The sequence below is a fragment of the Jeotgalicoccus sp. FSL K6-3177 genome, from assembly GCF_038050175.1.
GTDB lineage: Bacteria > Bacillota > Bacilli > Staphylococcales > Salinicoccaceae > Jeotgalicoccus > Jeotgalicoccus nanhaiensis.
The window spans coordinates 1,889,051-1,906,906 of the sequence record NZ_JBBOSK010000001.1 but is presented as its reverse complement, the minus strand read 5'-3'; the positions used below and the strand labels follow the sequence as shown (position 1 = coordinate 1,906,906).

At 42.5% G+C, this 17,856-nt stretch carries 16 protein-coding genes; 12 read left to right on the top strand and 4 right to left on the bottom strand.

Going from position 1 to position 17,856, the window contains the following annotated elements; all coding sequences use genetic code 11:
* The first annotated feature begins 8 nt into the window (after window positions 1-8).
* The 12 genes from MHH58_RS09680 (at window position 9) to MHH58_RS09625 (ending at window position 14,170) form a co-directional block, all read left to right on the top strand.
* Window positions 9-773: a LamB/YcsF family protein gene (locus tag MHH58_RS09680; RefSeq protein WP_135098556.1), complete on the top strand. Its 765-nt coding sequence runs from the start codon at window positions 9-11 to the stop codon at window positions 771-773.
* Window positions 774-788: 15 nt separating this feature from the next.
* Window positions 789-2,000: an NRAMP family divalent metal transporter gene (locus tag MHH58_RS09675; protein ID WP_135098554.1), complete on the top strand. Its 1,212-nt coding sequence runs from the start codon at window positions 789-791 to the stop codon at window positions 1,998-2,000.
* A gap of 8 nt (window positions 2,001-2,008) precedes the next feature.
* A complete protein-coding gene (locus MHH58_RS09670) occupies window positions 2,009-2,776 on the top strand; it encodes a putative hydro-lyase (protein WP_135098552.1) in 768 nt (255 codons plus the stop codon).
* A gap of 151 nt (window positions 2,777-2,927) precedes the next feature.
* Complete coding sequence (gene purE, locus MHH58_RS09665) at window positions 2,928-3,410, top strand: 5-(carboxyamino)imidazole ribonucleotide mutase (protein WP_341345771.1); 483 nt, start codon at window positions 2,928-2,930, stop codon at window positions 3,408-3,410.
* The gene (gene purK / locus MHH58_RS09660) at window positions 3,397-4,524 is read left to right on the top strand and encodes a 5-(carboxyamino)imidazole ribonucleotide synthase (RefSeq protein WP_341345770.1); all 1,128 of its coding nucleotides are present in this window, start codon (window positions 3,397-3,399) and stop codon (window positions 4,522-4,524) included. Before purE ends, purK begins: the two co-directional genes overlap by 14 nt.
* Window positions 4,525-4,599: 75 nt before the next feature.
* Window positions 4,600-6,768, top strand: coding sequence for a phosphoribosylformylglycinamidine synthase subunit PurL (gene purL / locus MHH58_RS09655; protein ID WP_341345769.1), 2,169 nt, complete (start codon window positions 4,600-4,602; stop codon window positions 6,766-6,768).
* The gene (gene purF, locus MHH58_RS09650; protein ID WP_135098546.1) at window positions 6,747-8,165 is read left to right on the top strand and encodes an amidophosphoribosyltransferase; all 1,419 of its coding nucleotides are present in this window, start codon (window positions 6,747-6,749) and stop codon (window positions 8,163-8,165) included. The genes purL and purF overlap by 22 nt, the downstream gene beginning before the upstream one ends.
* 2 nt (window positions 8,166-8,167) lie before the next feature.
* Entirely contained in the window at window positions 8,168-9,190 is a 1,023-nt protein-coding gene (gene purM, locus MHH58_RS09645; RefSeq protein WP_341345768.1) for a phosphoribosylformylglycinamidine cyclo-ligase, read from the top strand.
* A complete protein-coding gene (gene purN / locus MHH58_RS09640) occupies window positions 9,180-9,749 on the top strand; it encodes a phosphoribosylglycinamide formyltransferase (RefSeq protein WP_341345767.1) in 570 nt (189 codons plus the stop codon). The genes purM and purN overlap by 11 nt, the downstream gene beginning before the upstream one ends.
* Before the next feature lie 2 nt (window positions 9,750-9,751).
* Complete coding sequence (purH, locus tag MHH58_RS09635; RefSeq protein ID WP_135098540.1) at window positions 9,752-11,227, top strand: bifunctional phosphoribosylaminoimidazolecarboxamide formyltransferase/IMP cyclohydrolase; 1,476 nt, start codon at window positions 9,752-9,754, stop codon at window positions 11,225-11,227.
* Between the two features lie 19 nt (window positions 11,228-11,246).
* Window positions 11,247-12,497 carry a phosphoribosylamine--glycine ligase gene (purD, locus tag MHH58_RS09630; protein ID WP_135098538.1) on the top strand — a complete coding sequence of 417 codons (1,251 nt, stop codon included), beginning with the start codon at window positions 11,247-11,249 and terminating at the stop codon, window positions 12,495-12,497.
* A gap of 101 nt (window positions 12,498-12,598) precedes the next feature.
* A complete protein-coding gene (locus MHH58_RS09625; protein WP_341345766.1) occupies window positions 12,599-14,170 on the top strand; it encodes a glutathione ABC transporter substrate-binding protein in 1,572 nt (523 codons plus the stop codon).
* Between the two features lie 50 nt (window positions 14,171-14,220).
* Here MHH58_RS09625 and MHH58_RS09620 read toward each other — a convergent pair whose 3' ends face one another.
* The 4 genes from MHH58_RS09620 to MHH58_RS09605 all read right to left on the bottom strand — a co-directional run bounded on the left by MHH58_RS09620 (window position 14,221) and on the right by MHH58_RS09605 (window position 17,828).
* Entirely contained in the window at window positions 14,221-15,087 is an 867-nt protein-coding gene (locus tag MHH58_RS09620; protein WP_341346087.1) for an IS3 family transposase, read from the bottom strand.
* Between the two features lie 11 nt (window positions 15,088-15,098).
* On the bottom strand, window positions 15,099-15,632 hold the full coding sequence (locus MHH58_RS09615; RefSeq protein ID WP_341344697.1) for a transposase: 534 nt from the start codon (window positions 15,630-15,632) through the stop codon (window positions 15,099-15,101).
* A gap of 68 nt (window positions 15,633-15,700) precedes the next feature.
* Window positions 15,701-17,164: a sensor histidine kinase gene (locus MHH58_RS09610; RefSeq protein WP_341345765.1), complete on the bottom strand. Its 1,464-nt coding sequence runs from the start codon at window positions 17,162-17,164 to the stop codon at window positions 15,701-15,703.
* Window positions 17,157-17,828, bottom strand: coding sequence for a response regulator transcription factor (locus MHH58_RS09605; RefSeq protein WP_341345764.1), 672 nt, complete (start codon window positions 17,826-17,828; stop codon window positions 17,157-17,159). The genes MHH58_RS09610 and MHH58_RS09605 overlap by 8 nt, the downstream gene beginning before the upstream one ends.
* Between the last annotated feature and the right edge of the window lie 28 nt (window positions 17,829-17,856).

The following is a 17,856-nucleotide window of genomic DNA, read 5'->3' as shown; positions in this document are numbered from 1 at the left end:
TGGTTTAATTGAGTAAATTAACGATTGATCTAAATGCGGATCTCGGGGAGAGCTATGGAAATTATACAATCGGCAACGATGCGGAAATCATTCCTCTGATTTCTTCAGCGAATGTGGCGTGCGGATTTCATGCCAGTGATCCTGCCGTGATGATTGAGACGGTTAAACGCATCAAAGAATCGGGTTCAACAGGTCTTGGAGCCCATCCGGGATTCCCGGATTTAATGGGCTTCGGCCGCAGGTATATGGAATTGTCAGAAACGGAAGTTCATGCAATTATGCTCTATCAGCTGTCGGCGCTGGACGGTATAGCGCGGACATACGGACTTGATATGAATCATGTGAAGCCCCATGGTGCGCTTTACAATGCGACCTTTAAAAATGAAGATCTCGCTCATGTTATCGCAAAAGCGGTTAAAGATTTTAATCCAAAACTAAAATTAATGGGACTTGCCAATAATAATTTAGTCAAAGCCGGAAAAACTCTGGGGCTTGATGTCATTAATGAAGTATTCGCAGACCGTGCCTACGAAGATGACGGCACGCTGGTGTCACGAAGCAAGGAAGGTGCGATGATTACCGACAGTACTCTCGCTACAGAACGTGTTGTCCGTATGATTACCGAAGGTAAAGTAGAAAGTATCAACGGAAAAGACGTGGATATTCAGGCGGACAGCATCTGCGTCCATGGAGACGGAGAAAAAGCATTGGAATTTGTAAAAGAAATCAGACGTCAGCTAGAAGAAAAAGGAATTTCTATCGAAACGTTATAACTGAGGGGTGCAAATATGGAAAATAAACCGAAAATTACAGCCGCACAGCGCAGACTGCTGTTCGGTGCGGTGTTCCTGATGGCAACATCTTCAATCGGACCTGCATTTTTAACACAGACAACAGTATTCACACAGCAGTTCATGGCGAGTTTTGCCTTTGCCATTTTAGCATCCATCGTTATTGATATCGGTGCGCAGCTTAACATTTGGCGCGTACTGTCCGTCAGCGGAAAGCGGGGGCAGGATGTGGCGAACGAAGTCTTTCCGGGACTCGGAACCTTAGTCGCTGTCTTAATCGTTATCGGCGGTTTTGCATTTAATATCGGAAACGTCGCCGGTGCAGGACTCGGTTTTAATGCAATTTTCGGCTGGGATGTAAGAATAGGCGCTGCAATCACAGGTATCTTCGCAATTATAATATTTTTAATAAAGAACGGCCGTGCTGTTATGGATGTTGTGACACAGGTGCTCGGAGTGCTGATGATTGGTATCGTAGCATATGTCATGATTATTTCAGAGCCGCCGGTCGCTGAAGCGGCTAAGCGGGTAATTTTACCTGAAGATCCAATTGCCATGCTGCTGCCGATTATTACACTGGTCGGCGGGACAGTCGGCGGTTACATTACTTTTGCCGGTGCCCACCGTTTAATAGAAGCGGGTATGACAGGTGAGAAAAACCTGCGCTTTGTCAGCCACGCTGCAAACTGGGGAATTTTAACGACTGGAGTTATGCGCGTTCTCTTATTCCTGGCGGTCCTCGGAGTACTGACTCAGGGAGCAGTTTTATCAGAGGATAATCCGCCGGCATCTGTTTTCCAGTTTGCTCTCGGCGATATCGGAATGAAAGTGTTTGGTGTTGTGCTGCTCGCAGCGGCTCTGTCTTCTGTAATTGGTGCGGCATACACAAGCGCAAGTTTTATGCGCTCGTTCAATCAGGTATTTGACAGGTATAACAATATAGTGATTGTTGTTTTTATCGCGACATCGACTTTAATTTTCCTATTTGTCGGTCGCCCGGTCACTCTGCTTATACTCGCAGGTTCTTTCAACGGACTGATTCTGCCGCTGACACTCGGTGCAATATTACTTGCTTCACGGAAGAAAAGTATCGTTGGTAATTACCATCATCCGACATGGATGATAGTCTTCGGTATAGTCGCAGTTATTGTTACATTAATCGCAGGATTTATGTCGCTTCAGGGTCTTGCAGAATTGTGGAATGGATAGGTGATTAAATGAATGCTGAAAATATAAGAATGAAGATTAGAACAGGTGAACACTCAGGTCCGACGTCCGGTATCTCGGGAGATAAAGTACAGGCGAACTTAGCAATTCTGCCAAAAGAATATGCTTTTGACTTCTTGTTATTTGCTCTTCGCAACAGTAAGCCGGTTCCGATTATTGAAGTGCTTGAAGCGGGCGAGTTTACCAGCAGATATGCACAGAACTCGGATATCCGCACGGATGTTCCGCTGTATAACATTTATAAAAAAGGTAAGCTGACAAATACAGTCAGCGATATTAAAGATGAATGGCAGGATGATTTTGTCACCTTTTTAATCGGCTGCAGTTTTACTTTCGAACAGGCAATTTTAGATGCGGGGATCAATATTAAACATATTGATGAGGGGCGCAATGTCGCAATGTATAAAACGAATATCGAAACGGTGCCTGCCGGCATTTTTTCAGGAGAGACAGTAGTTTCCATGCGTCCATTTAAAAAAGAGCTCGTCGATAAAGTAATTAATATAACAAATGACTTTCCAAACATGCACGGGGGACCGGTGCACGTCGGAAACCCTCAAGAAATCGGAATAGAAAATATTGATAATCCCGATTACGGAGATTCGATTGCTATTGCAGAAGATGAAGTTCCGGTGTTCTGGGCGTGTGGTGTCACACCTCAAAATGCTGTATTAAAAGCAAAGCCTGAAATTTTAATCAGTCATGCGCCGGGACATATGTTTATTACTGATATTAATAATGAAGAATATAAAAATTAGAACCGGGCTGCTGCCCGGTTTTTTGCGTTTTCAAAGGGAAAACACTTTAAAAACGGACGATATTCATTCTTGTTTAACCATTGACATTTAAAATACGCACATTATAATTAATATTATAAATAATGTTCGTCAAAATAGGAGTGCATACAACATGACAGTAGGTATTATTATGGGCAGTTCTTCGGACTGGTCCACTATGAAACACAGTGCTGAAATGCTGGATTATTTCGGAATAAGCTATGAGACAAAAGTAGTCAGTGCTCACCGTACACCGGAGATGATGGTTGAATATGCCAAAAATGCAACGTCAGAAGGCATCGATATTATTATTGCAGGAGCAGGCGGTGCTGCACATCTGCCGGGAATGATTGCATCTTTAACAAATGCACCTGTAATTGGTGTACCTATCGAATCTAAATCTTTAAAAGGCATGGATTCATTATTGTCCATCGTTCAGATGCCGGGAGGAATTCCGGTTGCCACACAGGCTATCGGTATTCCTGGTGCTAAAAATGCCGGACTCCTTGCAGCAAGAATGATTGGAATGTCGGATCAAGCAGTTTTTGAGAAGCTCTCTGAATATACGAAAAGTCTCGAAAAGAAAGTTGAGGATATGCAAAATGACCTTAAGTAAACGTTTATATCCGCCGTCTGTTATCGGTATTATTGGCGGAGGCCAGCTTGGGAAAATGCTTGCACAGAGCGCTCAGAGAATGGGTTACAAAGTTGCAGTGCTGGATCCATCTGAAGACGCGCCGGCACGCAGTACGTGCCATACTTTTATTCAGGCCGACTTCAGCGATGAAGAAGCACTGGTTAAATTAAGTGATATGTCTGATATCGTTACTTATGAATTTGAAAACATAGATGCTCATATTTTAAGAAATCTCGTATCTGACTATTACGTGCCCCAAGGTGCTGAAACTGTATTAACATTACAAAACCGCACGAGTGAGAAAAATGCAATTAGAGATTCGGGTGCGAGTATTGTCCCATTTGAAAATGTTTCATCCAGGGGCGACGTGGAAAGTTTTGCAGATAAATATTCCTATCCCTTAATCGTAAAAACGGCAACGGGAGGCTATGACGGCAAGGGACAGTATTATATCGGTTCAAAAGAAGATTTAACTGCTGAGAATATTCCGTTTGAAGATAGGGAATTTATCGTTGAGAAATATATTGACCTGGAAAGAGAAGTATCACTGACTGCGGCAAGAAGCGCCGGCGGAGAAATAGTTTATTTCCCACTTCAGGAAAACCTGCACCGCGACCAGATTTTATACCGTACGATTGCTCCGGCCAGAGTGGCCTATTTTGAACAGGCGAAAGCCGAAGTGAAAAAAATTATGGATGCGATGCTATTCGTTGGTGTATTTACAGTCGAATTCTTCATAGATAAAGAAGGAGAACTCTACGTCAATGAAATTGCCCCAAGGCCGCATAACTCAGCGCACTACACAATTGAAGCATGCAATATCAGCCAGTTTGATGCACATATTTTAAGCGTGACGAACCAGCCGCTGCCTGAAGTTTATCAGCACCAGGATGCAATTATGATGAACCTGCTAGGTGAAGATCTGGATCGCCTCGGCCTTGAATTATTTGATTATTCTGAATGGAATGTTCATTTATACGGAAAATCAGACCGCAAGCCGGCGAGGAAAATGGGACATGTCACAATATTGACTGATGATATTGACATGGAGCTTATAAAATTGAAAAAGAATTTTGAAAAAGAATCACAGTAATATGTAACCTGTATTTATCCGACGCACTGTTTGAAGCGCATACTAAATTTTACAATAAGCTGGAGGAAATTTAAGATGAAATTCAATGAACCGACAAATCAGGAAATTAGAGAACAAAAACTGTACGCAGAAATGGGTTTAACAGATTCGGAATTCGATAAGATTAACGAAATTTTAGGCAGAGAGCCTAACTATACTGAAACCGGTATTTTTTCTGCGATGTGGAGCGAACATTGTTCTTACAAGCATTCAAAACCATTCTTAAAGCAGTTCCCGACTGAAGGAGAACATGTTTTAATGGGACCCGGAGAAGGTGCGGGTGTTGTGGATATCGGTGATAATCAGGCGATTGTATTTAAAGTGGAATCTCATAATCATCCGTCAGCTGTAGATCCGTATCAGGGTGCAGCAACCGGTATAGGCGGTATCGTTCGTGATATCGTTTCTATTGGTGCGCGTCCAATCGGTTTATTGAATTCACTCAGATTTGGCGAGCTGGATAACAAACAGAACAAGTGGCTGCTTCAGGGTGTCATAGATGGTATGAGAGATTACGGCAATACGATGGAGCTGCCTGCAGTATCAGGCGAAGTGGAATTCGATGCGTCGTATCATGAAAATCCGCTTGTGAATGCAATGGGTGTCGGTTTAATTACACATGATAAGATTCAAAAAGGAACAGCAAAAGGGCTTGGCAACAAAGTGGTCTACGTTGGTCTACCAACGGGGAGAGACGGTATCAATGGTGCAAGTTTTGCATCAGGAGAACTGAGCGATGATAACCGTCCGGAAATTCAAAAAGGCCACCCTGAAGCGGGGAAACTTCTAATGGAAGCAACATTGCAGGCAATCGAGATGAAAGAGCTTGTCGGCATTCAGGATATGGGTGCAGCCGGACTTACCTCTTCAAGCGCCGAAATGGCGGACAAAGGCGGTTCAGGTATGAATCTTTATCTGGATAAAGTACCTGTGACACATTCAGATATGTCACCGTACGAAATGATGCTGTCGGAAACACAGGAACGCATGCTGCTTGTCGTTGAAGACGGATCTGAAGATAAGTTTTTAAATATGTTTACAGAAATGAAGCTCGACTCAGCAGTTATCGGTGAAGTCACTGAAGGCGACCGTCTGACACTTTACTACGAAGATGAAGTATATGCAGACCTGCCGGTGGCTCCGCTGTCTGACGATGCACCTGTTTATGTTTTAGAAGGAACAGAACCAAAAGAGGATGAAGCGCGCACCGATTACAGCAATGAAGATTTAGAAACTGCTTTTGATAAATTAATGACGCACCCGACCATTGCAGATAAATCATATATTTATAACGGCTTTAACAGTACGGCAGGCGGCAACACTGTTCAAGGTTCAGGATTTGGTGCGGGTATCGTTCAGATTGAAGGTACTGACAAAGCTGTAAGTATGGTGCTTGACGGCAAAAGCCGGTATGTCTTTGCCGATCCTTACAACGGCGGGAAAGAAGTCGTTGCACAAACATTCAGAAGCATTATTGCAACAGGTGCCATGCCATTAGGCATGACGGACTGTTTGAACTACGGATCTCCGGAAAAACCTGAAATTTACAATCAGCTGGACAAGTCCACTAAAGGGATGGCCGAAGCGTGTCTTGCTTTATCAACACCTGTAGTTTCAGGGAATGTCAGTCTGTATAACGAACACAGCACAGGGGGGATCCTGCCGACACCGATTATCGGTATGGTCGGTTTAATCGACAATATTAATCAGCTGGCCCATGAAAGTGTAAATGAAGGCGACGCCTTATATTTAGTTGGTGAATTAACACCGTCATTTGCGGGCAGCCAGCTTGAAAAACTTCTTGAAAACACAATCCGTCAGACAACACGGTCAATCGATCTTGAGCTCGAATACAGCCGCGGAATGATGCTGCGTGAAAAACTTGTTAACGGGGAAATCAATAAAATCGCTCCGCTTGGACGCGGCGGTCTGATTGCCAAGCTCGCTCAGCTTGCAAGTTTTAATAATGTCGGTCTTGAAGTAAATGTCGATGTCCGTAAAGACTTACTCTTTGCAGAAGGTGCTTCGAATTATCTTGTTGCAGCACCGTCAGGACTTGATATCGAAGGCGCAGTTGAAATTGGTAAATTAACAGGCAGTAAATTTGTTGTGAAAGCACAGGATTTTGAAATTAACCGTGAATTATCAGATGTCAGAAACGCATGGGAGGGGGCAATCCCGTCATGTATGAACTCAGAGGACTAAATGAAGAATGCGGTCTCTTTGGTATTTGGGGGCACCCCGAAGCCAGCGAATTAACGTATATGGCACTGCACAGCCTGCAGCACCGCGGTCAGGAAGGGGCGGGTATCGTCGCTTCCGGCGGTGACTATCTGTTCGGGGCACGCGGTATGGGTCTTCTGACTGAAGCACTCTCTCAAACCCAGCTTGAATCACTGAGACCATTTTCAAAATCAATCGGTCATGTCCGTTATGCAACAAGTGATTCAAGTGCTTTATCAAACGTTCAGCCGTTTTTATTTAAAAGTCATATCGGTGATCTCGGTCTTGCGCATAACGGCAACATCGTTAACGCGCTCCATATCAGAAGGGCACTTGAAGACCAGGGTGCAATCTTTCAGACGACTTCAGATTCCGAAGTGTTTGCACATCTGTTAAGACGGGCGAAAGGTCCGACGAGAAAAGCGCGAATTAAAACTGTTCTTCAGCAGCTGAAAGGTGCATTTGCCTTTGTTATTTTACATGAAGATGCATTGACAATTGCCCTGGATGACCACGGTGTACGCCCGCTGATGCTTGGTATTCTGGATGGTGCTTATTGTGTGGCGAGCGAAACCTGCGCATTTACAGCAATCGGTGCGGAGTATATCCGTGATATCGAACCGGGAGAGCTCATTACAATCAGCGACGACGGTATTGATTTTGACCGCTACACAGATTTTGAGAATCCTAATATGTGTTCTATGGAATACATTTATTTTGCCCGTGCAGATTCAGAATTCCGAGGTACTTCAACGTACACAATCCGTAAAGCCCTCGGCGAAGAGCTGGCGAAAGAAATGGATGTTAAAGCGGATATTGTAATCGGTGTGCCGGACTCAAGTCTTGCAGCAGCAAAAGGGTTCAGCGATGAATCGGGTATCCCCGGCGAACAAGGTTTATTAAAAAACCGCTACGTCGGCAGGACTTTTATCGCGTCGGGACAGGAAGCGCGTGAACGCGCAGTCCGGATGAAACTGTCACCGGTCAGGGATATAGTAGAAGGCAAAAGCGTAATTGTTATCGATGATTCAATTGTCCGCGGAACGACGAGTAAATTTATCGTGAAAGCATTGAAAAAAGCAGGAGCGAAAGAAGTTCATATGGGCGTCTCATCTCCTCCTCTTAAAAACCCGTGTTATTACGGTATAGATGTATCGACGCATGCGGAAATTATTGCATCGGCGAAATCAACTGAAGAAGTACGGGAAGAAATCGGTGCGGATTCACTGACTTATTTATCTGTTGAAAGAATGCATGAAGTGTATGAAAGATACGGCTCACGCGGTGAGTGTGATGCATGTTTTACAGGGAATTATCCGATTGAAAATACTGACGGTCTCTTACCTCAGGAAAAAGATGCAAAAACGAAAGGAGTATAACGATGTCTGAACAATATAAAAAAGCCGGTGTCGATATTAATGCCGGATATGAAGCGGTCGAACAGATGAAAGGACATGTAAAACGCACTATGCGTCCCGAAGTTATCGGCGGTCTTGGAGGTTTCGGCGCAGCATTTGATTTGTCACAGTTAAATATGATCTCCCCTGTACTTGTGTCGGGTACTGACGGTGTCGGCACGAAACTGAAGCTCGCCATCGATTATAACTGTCACGATACGATCGGCATCGATGCTGTTGCAATGTGTGTAAACGACATTATTACGACCGGCGCAGAACCGTTATATTTCCTTGATTATATTGCTGTTAACAAGGTGGTTCCTGAACATATCGGAGAGATTGTTAAAGGGGTATCGGAAGGCTGTGTGCAGTCTGAATGCGCGCTGATAGGCGGGGAAACTGCCGAGATGGGAGAAATGTACGGCGAAGGTGAATATGATATTGCGGGGTTTGCTGTCGGTGCAGTTGAGAAAGATCAGTATATCGACGGAACATCTGTTCAAGCCGGCGATAAAATTATCGGTCTCGCTTCAAGCGGCATTCATTCAAACGGCTACAGCCTGGTCCGTAAAATTATTGCAGATAATCAAATTGATGTGACTGCAGAGCTGGATGGCGACAAGCTGCTTGATCTGCTCCTTGAACCGACGCGTATTTACGCGCAGGAAGTTAAAGCATTAAAAGGCAAAGTAACGATAAAAGCGATGAGTCACATTACCGGCGGCGGTTTTATTGAAAATATTCCGAGAGCCTTGCCTGAAACACTGGGTGTGAGTCTCGACGTTGCGAATATTGAAGTGCCGAAAGTACTCGCCTGGCTGCTCGAACAAAGCGGGATGAAACAGGAAGAAGCATATAATGTCTTCAACATGGGCATCGGCTTTATTATTGTCGTGCCAAAAGAAGAAGCGGATACGGCACTCGATATATTGAAAGACTTCGATTATACGAGCAGCGTGATTGGTGAAGTCACTGCTGAAGAGGGAATTAAAATAAATGGTCAGTAATGTTGCGGTATTTGCTTCCGGCGGCGGTTCTAATTTTGAAAACCTTGCTTTAAAAAGTGCTGAATCCGGATTTGATATTAAAGTACTGATTGTTGACTCGCCGGATGCATTCGCAGTTAAACGGGCAGAGAAATTAAATATTCCTTCAATTATTATTAATCGGGATGTATATTCCAGCAAACGGGAATTTGAAACTGCCATTAAAGAAGCACTCTCAGATTTTACCGTTGATTATATCGTGCTCGCCGGCTTTATGAGAATATTGTCGGCTGAGTTTATTAATGCATATAAAGACCGGATTATTAATCTGCATCCCTCGCTGCTGCCGTCATTTAAAGGCAGAAATGGTATCGAAGATGCTTACAATTACGGTGTAAAAATAACCGGTGTGACAGTGCATTATGTCGATGCCGGCATTGACACCGGAAAAATTATCGAACAGACTGCAGTTATAATAGAAGAAGATGACACACTTCAATCACTTGAAGATAAAATACATCAGACAGAGTACGAACTATATCCTGAAGCTCTGAAGAAAGTACTGAATGGGAGAGTTTAACTATGAAAGCATTGCTTAGTGTATCGAACAAAACAGGCATAGAAAAATTTGCGGCGGGGCTTATTGAACAGGGCTACGAGCTCTATTCCACGGGCGGCACATTTAAAGCTCTCGAGGACGCTGATATTGCTGTGAAACAGGTCAGTGATTTAACGGACTTCAATGAAATTATGGACGGCCGTGTCAAAACACTTCATCCGGCAGTTCACGGCGGAATTTTAGCAGACCGTGACAATCCGGCTCACATGGAAGATCTTCGTAAAAATAATATAGAAACGATTGATCTTGTTGCTGTGAATTTATACCCGTTTAAAGAAACGGTCAAAAAAGCGGATGTGACTGAAAGTGATGCAGTGGAAAATATCGACATAGGCGGGCCGACAATGCTGCGTGCGGCGGCAAAAAACTACAAACATGTAACGACAGTTGTCGATCCTTTTGATTATGAAGAAGTGCTGGAGCGTATGAAAAATAACGCGCTTGATGAGAATTTCAGAAAGCAGCTTATGATTAAAGTGTTCCGTCATACAAATGACTATGATCAGGCAATTGTAAACTTCTTTGCACAAAGTGAAAAAACGCTCCGTTACGGCGAGAACCCGCATCAAAGTGCAAAATACGTTAAAACGTCAGGCGAGCAAAATACAATTCTCAACGCCAAGGTGCTCCACGGCAAAGAACTGAGCTACAACAATTTAAGGGATGCGGACAGCGCCTTCCAGCTGGCGAAGAAATTCGACCTGCCGGCGGCAGTTGCAGTTAAACATATGAACCCTTGCGGTGTCGGTACCGGAGATACGCTGGAAGATGCGTTTCAAAATGCATTCGATGCTGATAATCAGTCAATTTTCGGCGGTATCGTTGCGCTTAATAAAATAGTGAATGAAGCGGCAGCAGAAAAATTAAGCAAGGTGTTTTTAGAAGTAATTATTGCCCCGCATTTCTCAGAAGAAGCATTGAACATTTTAACGGCGAAGAAAAATATTCGTCTCCTGCAGGTTGATTTTACAGAAGATGCTGTGCAGGACGAATTTGTCAGCGTGTCGGGCGGCTACCTTGTACAATCGCGTGATACAGGGAAACTCGATAAAGATTCTCTTGAATATGTTACAGAACAGAAACCTGATGAAGACCAGCTGAAAGCATTGGCACTTGCCTGGGAAGTATCTAAACATGTGAAGTCGAATGCGATTGTCCTCGCCAACAGTAAACAGACAGTCGGTATCGGCGCCGGTCAGATGAACCGTGTCGGCGCCCTGAAAATTGCAGCGGAACGAGCAATTGAGCTTGGAGACAATATTGTTCTCGCAAGCGACGGGTTCTTCCCGATGCCGGATACAGTGGAAAATGCACACCGGTACGGAATAAAAGCAATAATCCAGCCCGGCGGTTCAAAACGCGATAATGAATCAATCGATTTTTGTAATGAGAATGGTATCGCAATGGTATTTACGGGAATGCGTCATTTCAAACATTAATACTGGGGGACGGAAATCAATGAATGTATTAGTAATTGGCGGCGGCGGACGGGAGCATGCTCTCGTGAAAGCTTTAAGCCGGTCAAAGCATACAGAAAACATACACGCAGTACCCGGCAACAGCAGTATAGAGAAATATGCTGACGTACACAGCGATATTAAAGATTCCGATATTGACCGGATTGTTGAACTGGCGAAAAAGGAGAACATTACATGGGCAGTTATCGGTCCTGAAGCCCCGCTTAATGCAGGTCTCGCTGATGCACTGGAAGCTGCGGGAGTGAAAGTGTTCGGACCGAGAAAGCTGGAAGCACAGCTCGAGTCTTCCAAAGCTTTTGCCAAAAAAATTATGTTTAAATACGACATCCCGACTGCAGCCTACCAGACATTTACGAATTTAATCGAAGCAGCAGAGTACGTTAAACAAGAAGGCGCACCGATAGTCATTAAAAAAGACGGTCTGGCTGCAGGCAAAGGTGTTGCTGTGGCAATGACTGAAACTGAAGCGCTCGATGCATTAAAAGAAATGTTTGCTGAAGGTGAAGATAATCCTGTTGTCATCGAAGAATTCCTTGAAGGTGAGGAGTTCAGCTTAATGGTGCTCGTAAACGGAGAGTACACATTGCCTTTCAATATTGTAGCCCAGGATCATAAACGTGCGTATGACGGAGATACGGGACCGAATACGGGAGGTATGGGTGCCTATGCCCCTGTAACTCATATTGGTGCTGATGTAATCGGCGAAGCTGTCAGTAAAATAGTTAAGCCTATGGCAGATGCAATGGTAAAAGAAGGACTGGACTACTTCGGTGTGATGTATCTCGGAGCTATTATTACGAAGGACGGCGTTAAAACAATTGAATTTAATGCGCGTTTCGGCGATCCGGAAGCCCAGGTGCTGCTGGAGCTTCTTGAATCGGATTTTATCGATGTGCTTGAAGCGGTCAGAAATAAAGAGTCTTACGAACTGCAATTCAGCAGCGACTCTATGCTCGGTGTAATATTGGCGTCGAAAGGTTACCCGAAAGATTACGTTAAGGGCTCTTCAGTTGTCATTCCTGATGAACTGGAGGATAAAATATTCAACAGCGGACTGAGACACGTTAAGGATGAGAGTTATGAAACTGCCGGAGGCAGAGTGATGCTTGTAACGGGACGCGGGAGCACACTCGAAGAAGCTAAACAAGCTGCATATAACAATACTAAACAGATTGAATTTAATAATGATGCGCTATTTTATCGTAATGATATTGGAGAACGCGGCGTATAAACAGGTGATTATTTCACCTGTTTTTTTATTTTAAAATTGTATGGTGTCTGGAATTAATTCATAGTATAATAATATGCATTAAGAAAATTGGAGGAAAAATAATGAAGAAATTATCAATGCTGTTAATGACAGCATTTGTATTAATACTTGCTGCCTGCACCAGTGACAGTGATGTAGAAGAAGAAGTAGCGGAAACAGAAGGGGACGCTGGAAACGGGGAAGCAATTGATTTTAGTATTATGGCCTTGCCGAACTCGCTTGATCCGCATGCGGCAAATGATGGTTATTCTCTTTATGTGATGACTAATATCTACGAAACACTTGTAAAATTAAATCAGGATCTGGAACTGGAGCCAGGGCTTGCTGAAAGCTACGAACAGATTTCAGATACAGCCTGGGAATTTAAACTTCGTGAAGGGATTAAATTCCATGACGGCAGCGACTTTAACGCAGAAGTGGTAAAAGCTAATCTCGACCGCGTGCGCGATGAGGAAGTGGCGTCACCATTGTCCTTCCTCTTTACGGAAATCTCAGACGTGGAAATTATTGACGATTACACGGTTCAGATACATACAGACGAACCATTTGCAGCCTTGCCCGCTCACCTTGCACATCCGGGCGGACATATGATTAGTAAAGAAGTCATCGATGCAGATTACGCTCAAATGGAAGAAGGCGGCAACCCGCTGACTGAAGTTAACCGTACACCGGTAGGGACAGGATTCTTTAAATTTGAAGAGATCAATGAAGGTGAACACATTACATTAACAAGAAACGAAGAATACTGGGGAGAGCCTGCCAAACCTGAATCAATTACATTCAGAGCAGTGCCGGAAGACCAGTCCCGTATTGCTGAATTAACATCAGGCACAGCGGATATAATTTATCCGATGGATCCGAATGATGTTCAGCAGGTTGATGCAAACGAAGGCAGCGAAGTTCAGCAGCGCCCAAGTGCAAACATGACGTATTTAGGTTTTAACACGGAAAAAGAACCGTTTAATGATGAAAATGTCCGCCTGGCAATTGCCTCTGCAATCGATAAAAATTCGATTATCGAAAATATTTTAGTGGGCATTCACGAAGTTGCGGAAACACCGTTAAACCCGACAGTACACGGCTACAGCGAAAATCTGGAGCCAATTGAGTACGACCTTGATCAGGCAAAAGAATATCTTGCAGCAAGTGATTATCCGGAAGGATTTACAGCGGAAGTTGTACTGAATTCGAGAACACACCAGGACGTTGCAACATACATGCAGGAAGTGCTGTCTGAAATAGGTGTGGATTTGGAGATTTCTCTAATGGAAGCGGGCGCCTACCAGGAATATACAGCGAACGGTGACAATGAAATGTTTATGGGCGGCTGGGGCACAGTAACGCTCGATGCGGATTACGGCTTATACCCGATGTTCCATTCAGATAATATAGGCGCACCAGGAAACAGAACTCGATATTCCAACCCGGAAGTTGATGAATTACTGGATAATGCGCGTGTAGAAATGGATGAGGAAACACGTCTTCAGATGTACGAAGACGCACAGCAGATTATTATAGACGAGCAGCCGCTAATCCCGGTCTTCCATACGACATTATTAACGGGAATTAACTCTGACTTGGACGGCTACTACCAGTACCCGAGCAGCTTCCCTTATCTTAAAGACTTGGAATAGCATGAAAAATCCCTCCAGCTGTAGTGAACCCAAAAAGTTGAACTTTTTGATTAAGCTATTTTATTAAAGGTATGTTTCCTGTAATTTACAGGAGACATGCCTTTTAATTTTGTTTTAATTCTATCATTATTATAGAAATCAATATATTGATGAATCGCAGATTCAAGCTCTGCATATGTTATGAACTGTTGTCCATAAAACATTTCCTGTTTAAGCAGCCCAAAGAAGTTCTCCATTGGAGAATTATCTAAGCAGTTTCCTTTTCGAGACATACTTTGAAATGTTTTATTTCTTTTAAGATGTCTCACCCATTTTTTATGCTGGTAGTGCCAACCCTGATCCGAATGGACGGTCATTCGATAGTCTAATTCTGGTCTTTGTTCAATCAATTCCTCTAAAGGTTTTACAGCGATATCGAGCGTCGGTGCCGGACTGATTCTGTAAGACAGTATTTCTCCACTGAAAACATCCATAAACGGTGACAAGTAAAGTTTTTCTCCTGATGCTGAAATATTGAATTGAGTCACGTCGGTCAACACTTTTTGATACGGGCGATCGGTTTTAAATCGGCGAGACAGTTTGTTTTTAGCAATTTTACCGACTGTTCCTTTATAGGATTTATATTGACGATTTCTATGTTTAAACTTTACGCAAAGCAATTGATACTGCCGCATCAAGCGTAGTACTTTCTTGTGATTTACAATGATACCTCTTTTTTTCAACGCCAAGCAGACCCGACGATAACCGTATCTGCGGTGACTTTCAGTCACAATATCCTTGATGGCTTGGACGAGCTCAGTATCTTTATTATTTTCTTCAGGTAAACGGTCATTCCAATACTTAAATACACTTTTAGCGATTTGCGCGGCCTCAAGTAACTCTTTAAGCATATAGAGACCTGTTTCCCTTAACTCTATTATCGCTCTGACTATTTCTTTGTTCGTTTGTCTCGAGCTAAGGATTGTAACTTTTTTTCTAGTGCAATGGCCACCTCAAGTTTACGATTTTCTACTCTTAAACGTTCCAGCTCTTCACGTTCGGTTTCATTCAAAGTCTCTGATTTATTTCGTTTCTGTTTAGATGGCTTCTTCTTCATCGATTTAGAGGGCCTGCCTTTCGGTTTAGTTTCTAGACCCAGAATACCATACTGATTATATTTGCTCTGCCACTGCGCAATGAGGGAAAGATTCGGTATATCAAAAATTTCAGCCGTTTCTCGATAGGATAACTGATGTTCTAAACGGTGTTGTAGTACTGTTAACTTAAACGATTTAGAATAAGCTGATCTCGTCATCCCAGCGGTCAACCCTTGAACACCATTATTTTTAAACTGATAGAGCCATGTCCTGATTAAACTGCGATTGATATTATATTTGGCTTCTAATATTCTGAAGCCATCGTCACCAGTTAAATACTCATTAATTACTTTCATTTTTAATTCTATTGAATATCTTTTAGACATAGAAAAGCACCCCTAAAGTTGAATTTGGAGTTCAACTTTAGGGGTGCACATCAAGCCGGAGGGATTTTTTAATGTAAATAAATTTTGAAATGGACGCCTGATTCTGACGGCACCACAGTAAACGAACCATTATGGAACTCTATCGCATCTTTAATAACAGAAAAACCGATTCCGTGATTTTCACTATTATTTTTAGAAGTTACACCATTCTTCATAAGGTTTTCAGCAGAACTGTGGTCCATGCCTTTACCATTGTCTTTGTAGTGTATACAGATTCCATTGTTTTCATCAGTTAAATATATATCTATATCAGGATTAATTTTATTGTGATCCAGACTGTTTTCTATCAGGTTGATAAACATCCGTTCAATATACAGTTTGTTGCCGTAATAATGTTCATCGTCAAGATCGGCAGAGATATTAATTTTATCGTAACCGATAGTGCTGACTATTTCATTTAAAGCACCTGTCAATGAGAACATATCTTTATCGATTTCCATTTGAGCAGTTTCCAGTTTAAAATTGCTGTTTAAACTGTCGATTAGATTTTCCATATACTTGGCCTTGTCAGAAATTAATAGAGTATACTTTTTCTGATCATCCGGGAAGTGCGGCATCACTTTCGCATAGCCGTAAATAGACGTTAACGGAGATTTAAGATCATGGGAAATTTGACTCAGCCACCGGTTTCGATAGTAGTCAATCTGGTTCTGGTATAACCGGTCACTGAGCAGCTGCGTGTTCAATGATTCAACAGCATCATCAAGCTCCCTGTACATCTTTTGAGCTTTCCAGCGATTATGCAGAGAACTCGGTTTGTATAACAGCCCTTTTGAAAGCTGAGTCAGCCAGTCAGCGTAAAAAAATAAAGGACGGCTGAGTTTACGTGTGAGTATTATGGCCATAATAATTGTCAAAGCAATTACAATCAAGGGAATTAATATAAAAAGAATACCGATTAATTTGAACAGCCTGATATCTCCATCGGTAAATTCATCTGTATATGCATAATCCTGCTGAGTCATACTTTCAAAAAAATGGAGGCTGCCATTTTCGATATGATAATTATAACGGTTATAATTATGTGTATATAAACTGTCTATCAGACGGGATGTATCGATATCTTCTCTATTATTAATTTCAGGAGTATTATTTTCCCCTTCTTTAATCATAATAAGATGTTCGCCCTTTTTGTAAGGCAGTGCAATAACATTTGATAAATTATCTAATATGGTGTCTTTCACATTGTAGTTTATATTTGGATAGAGAGTATCTGCGTCATCATTAACGAGATAAGCACTATATCCGTTTTCCTCCAGGCCTTCTTGAAAACTGTCACTGAAAGAGTAATGCCCGTTAGTTTCCTCGACAGCGTAAATTAAATCACCTGCTTCGAGTTTGTCGACTGAAGAATAGAAAATTGAATTGAAGGCCGTAAAAAAAATTATTAAACCCGCACAAATGACGAGAAAACTTAGAGCAACAAATAGAGATATGTACCTGATGAATATAAAAGCAAATCGTTTATTCATTCTCGTCACCTCTGAAAATATATCCTTTGCCTCTGATTGTGCGGATTAAAGAAGGATTGTTGGGATCAGCCTCAATTTTCTTGCGCAGCATTCGTATATGCACCATTAAAGTGTTGTCATCGACGAAAACGTCATACCCCCAAACCGCGGTGTAAAGCTGATCTTTTGTCAGTATCTGTTTATTATGCGATGCAAAACAAAGAAGGAGATCATATTCTCTCGCAGTTAAACGGACCGGATTACCGTTTTTATACACCTCTGCTGTGGATCTGTTAATTGATAAAGTACCGAACTTCAATACAGGGACGGGATCAATATGAGCTTTTACACGGTAGGCGAGTTCAATCGGATCAAACGGTTTTTTGATATAATCAATGGCTCCTTGTTCAAATCCTTTATATACATCCGATTCTGTATCTTTGGCTGTAACAATTAATACTTTTGTAATTGCTAAGTTCATGTATTTTAAAAGCTGATAGCCATTTTCCGACTTTAGATTTAAATCCAAGAGAACAACTTGAAAGTCATTCTTTAAAAGCAGATTTTTCGCATCATCTATATTATCCGCCGTGTAAATATTGCCGATGGTTTGCGTCGATAAGCTCAGTTCAATCAGTTCCTGAATATCTTTATCGTCTTCTATTACGAGTATTCTTCCGGACATATATACCACCTCATTATAATTGTAGGGG

Bases quoted from the DNA above. Each gene is read 5' to 3' on its own strand.
- MHH58_RS09675 (WP_135098554.1), top strand. From the start codon at position 789: ATGGAAAATAAACCGAAAATTACAGCCGCACAGCGCAGACTGCTGTTC.
- MHH58_RS09670 (WP_135098552.1), top strand. From the start codon at position 2,009: ATGAATGCTGAAAATATAAGAATGAAGATTAGAACAGGTGAACACTCA.
- purE (WP_341345771.1), top strand. From the start codon at position 2,928: ATGACAGTAGGTATTATTATGGGCAGTTCTTCGGACTGGTCCACTATG.
- purK (WP_341345770.1), top strand. From the start codon at position 3,397: ATGACCTTAAGTAAACGTTTATATCCGCCGTCTGTTATCGGTATTATT.
- purL (WP_341345769.1), top strand. From the start codon at position 4,600: ATGAAATTCAATGAACCGACAAATCAGGAAATTAGAGAACAAAAACTG.
- purF (WP_135098546.1), top strand. From the start codon at position 6,747: ATGTATGAACTCAGAGGACTAAATGAAGAATGCGGTCTCTTTGGTATT.
- purM (WP_341345768.1), top strand. From the start codon at position 8,168: ATGTCTGAACAATATAAAAAAGCCGGTGTCGATATTAATGCCGGATAT.
- purN (WP_341345767.1), top strand. From the start codon at position 9,180: ATGGTCAGTAATGTTGCGGTATTTGCTTCCGGCGGCGGTTCTAATTTT.
- purH (WP_135098540.1), top strand. From the start codon at position 9,752: ATGAAAGCATTGCTTAGTGTATCGAACAAAACAGGCATAGAAAAATTT.
- purD (WP_135098538.1), top strand. From the start codon at position 11,247: ATGAATGTATTAGTAATTGGCGGCGGCGGACGGGAGCATGCTCTCGTG.
- MHH58_RS09625 (WP_341345766.1), top strand. From the start codon at position 12,599: ATGAAGAAATTATCAATGCTGTTAATGACAGCATTTGTATTAATACTT.
- MHH58_RS09615 (WP_341344697.1), bottom strand. From the start codon at position 15,632: ATGTCTAAAAGATATTCAATAGAATTAAAAATGAAAGTAATTAATGAG.
- MHH58_RS09610 (WP_341345765.1), bottom strand. From the start codon at position 17,164: ATGAATAAACGATTTGCTTTTATATTCATCAGGTACATATCTCTATTT.
- MHH58_RS09605 (WP_341345764.1), bottom strand. From the start codon at position 17,828: ATGTCCGGAAGAATACTCGTAATAGAAGACGATAAAGATATTCAGGAA.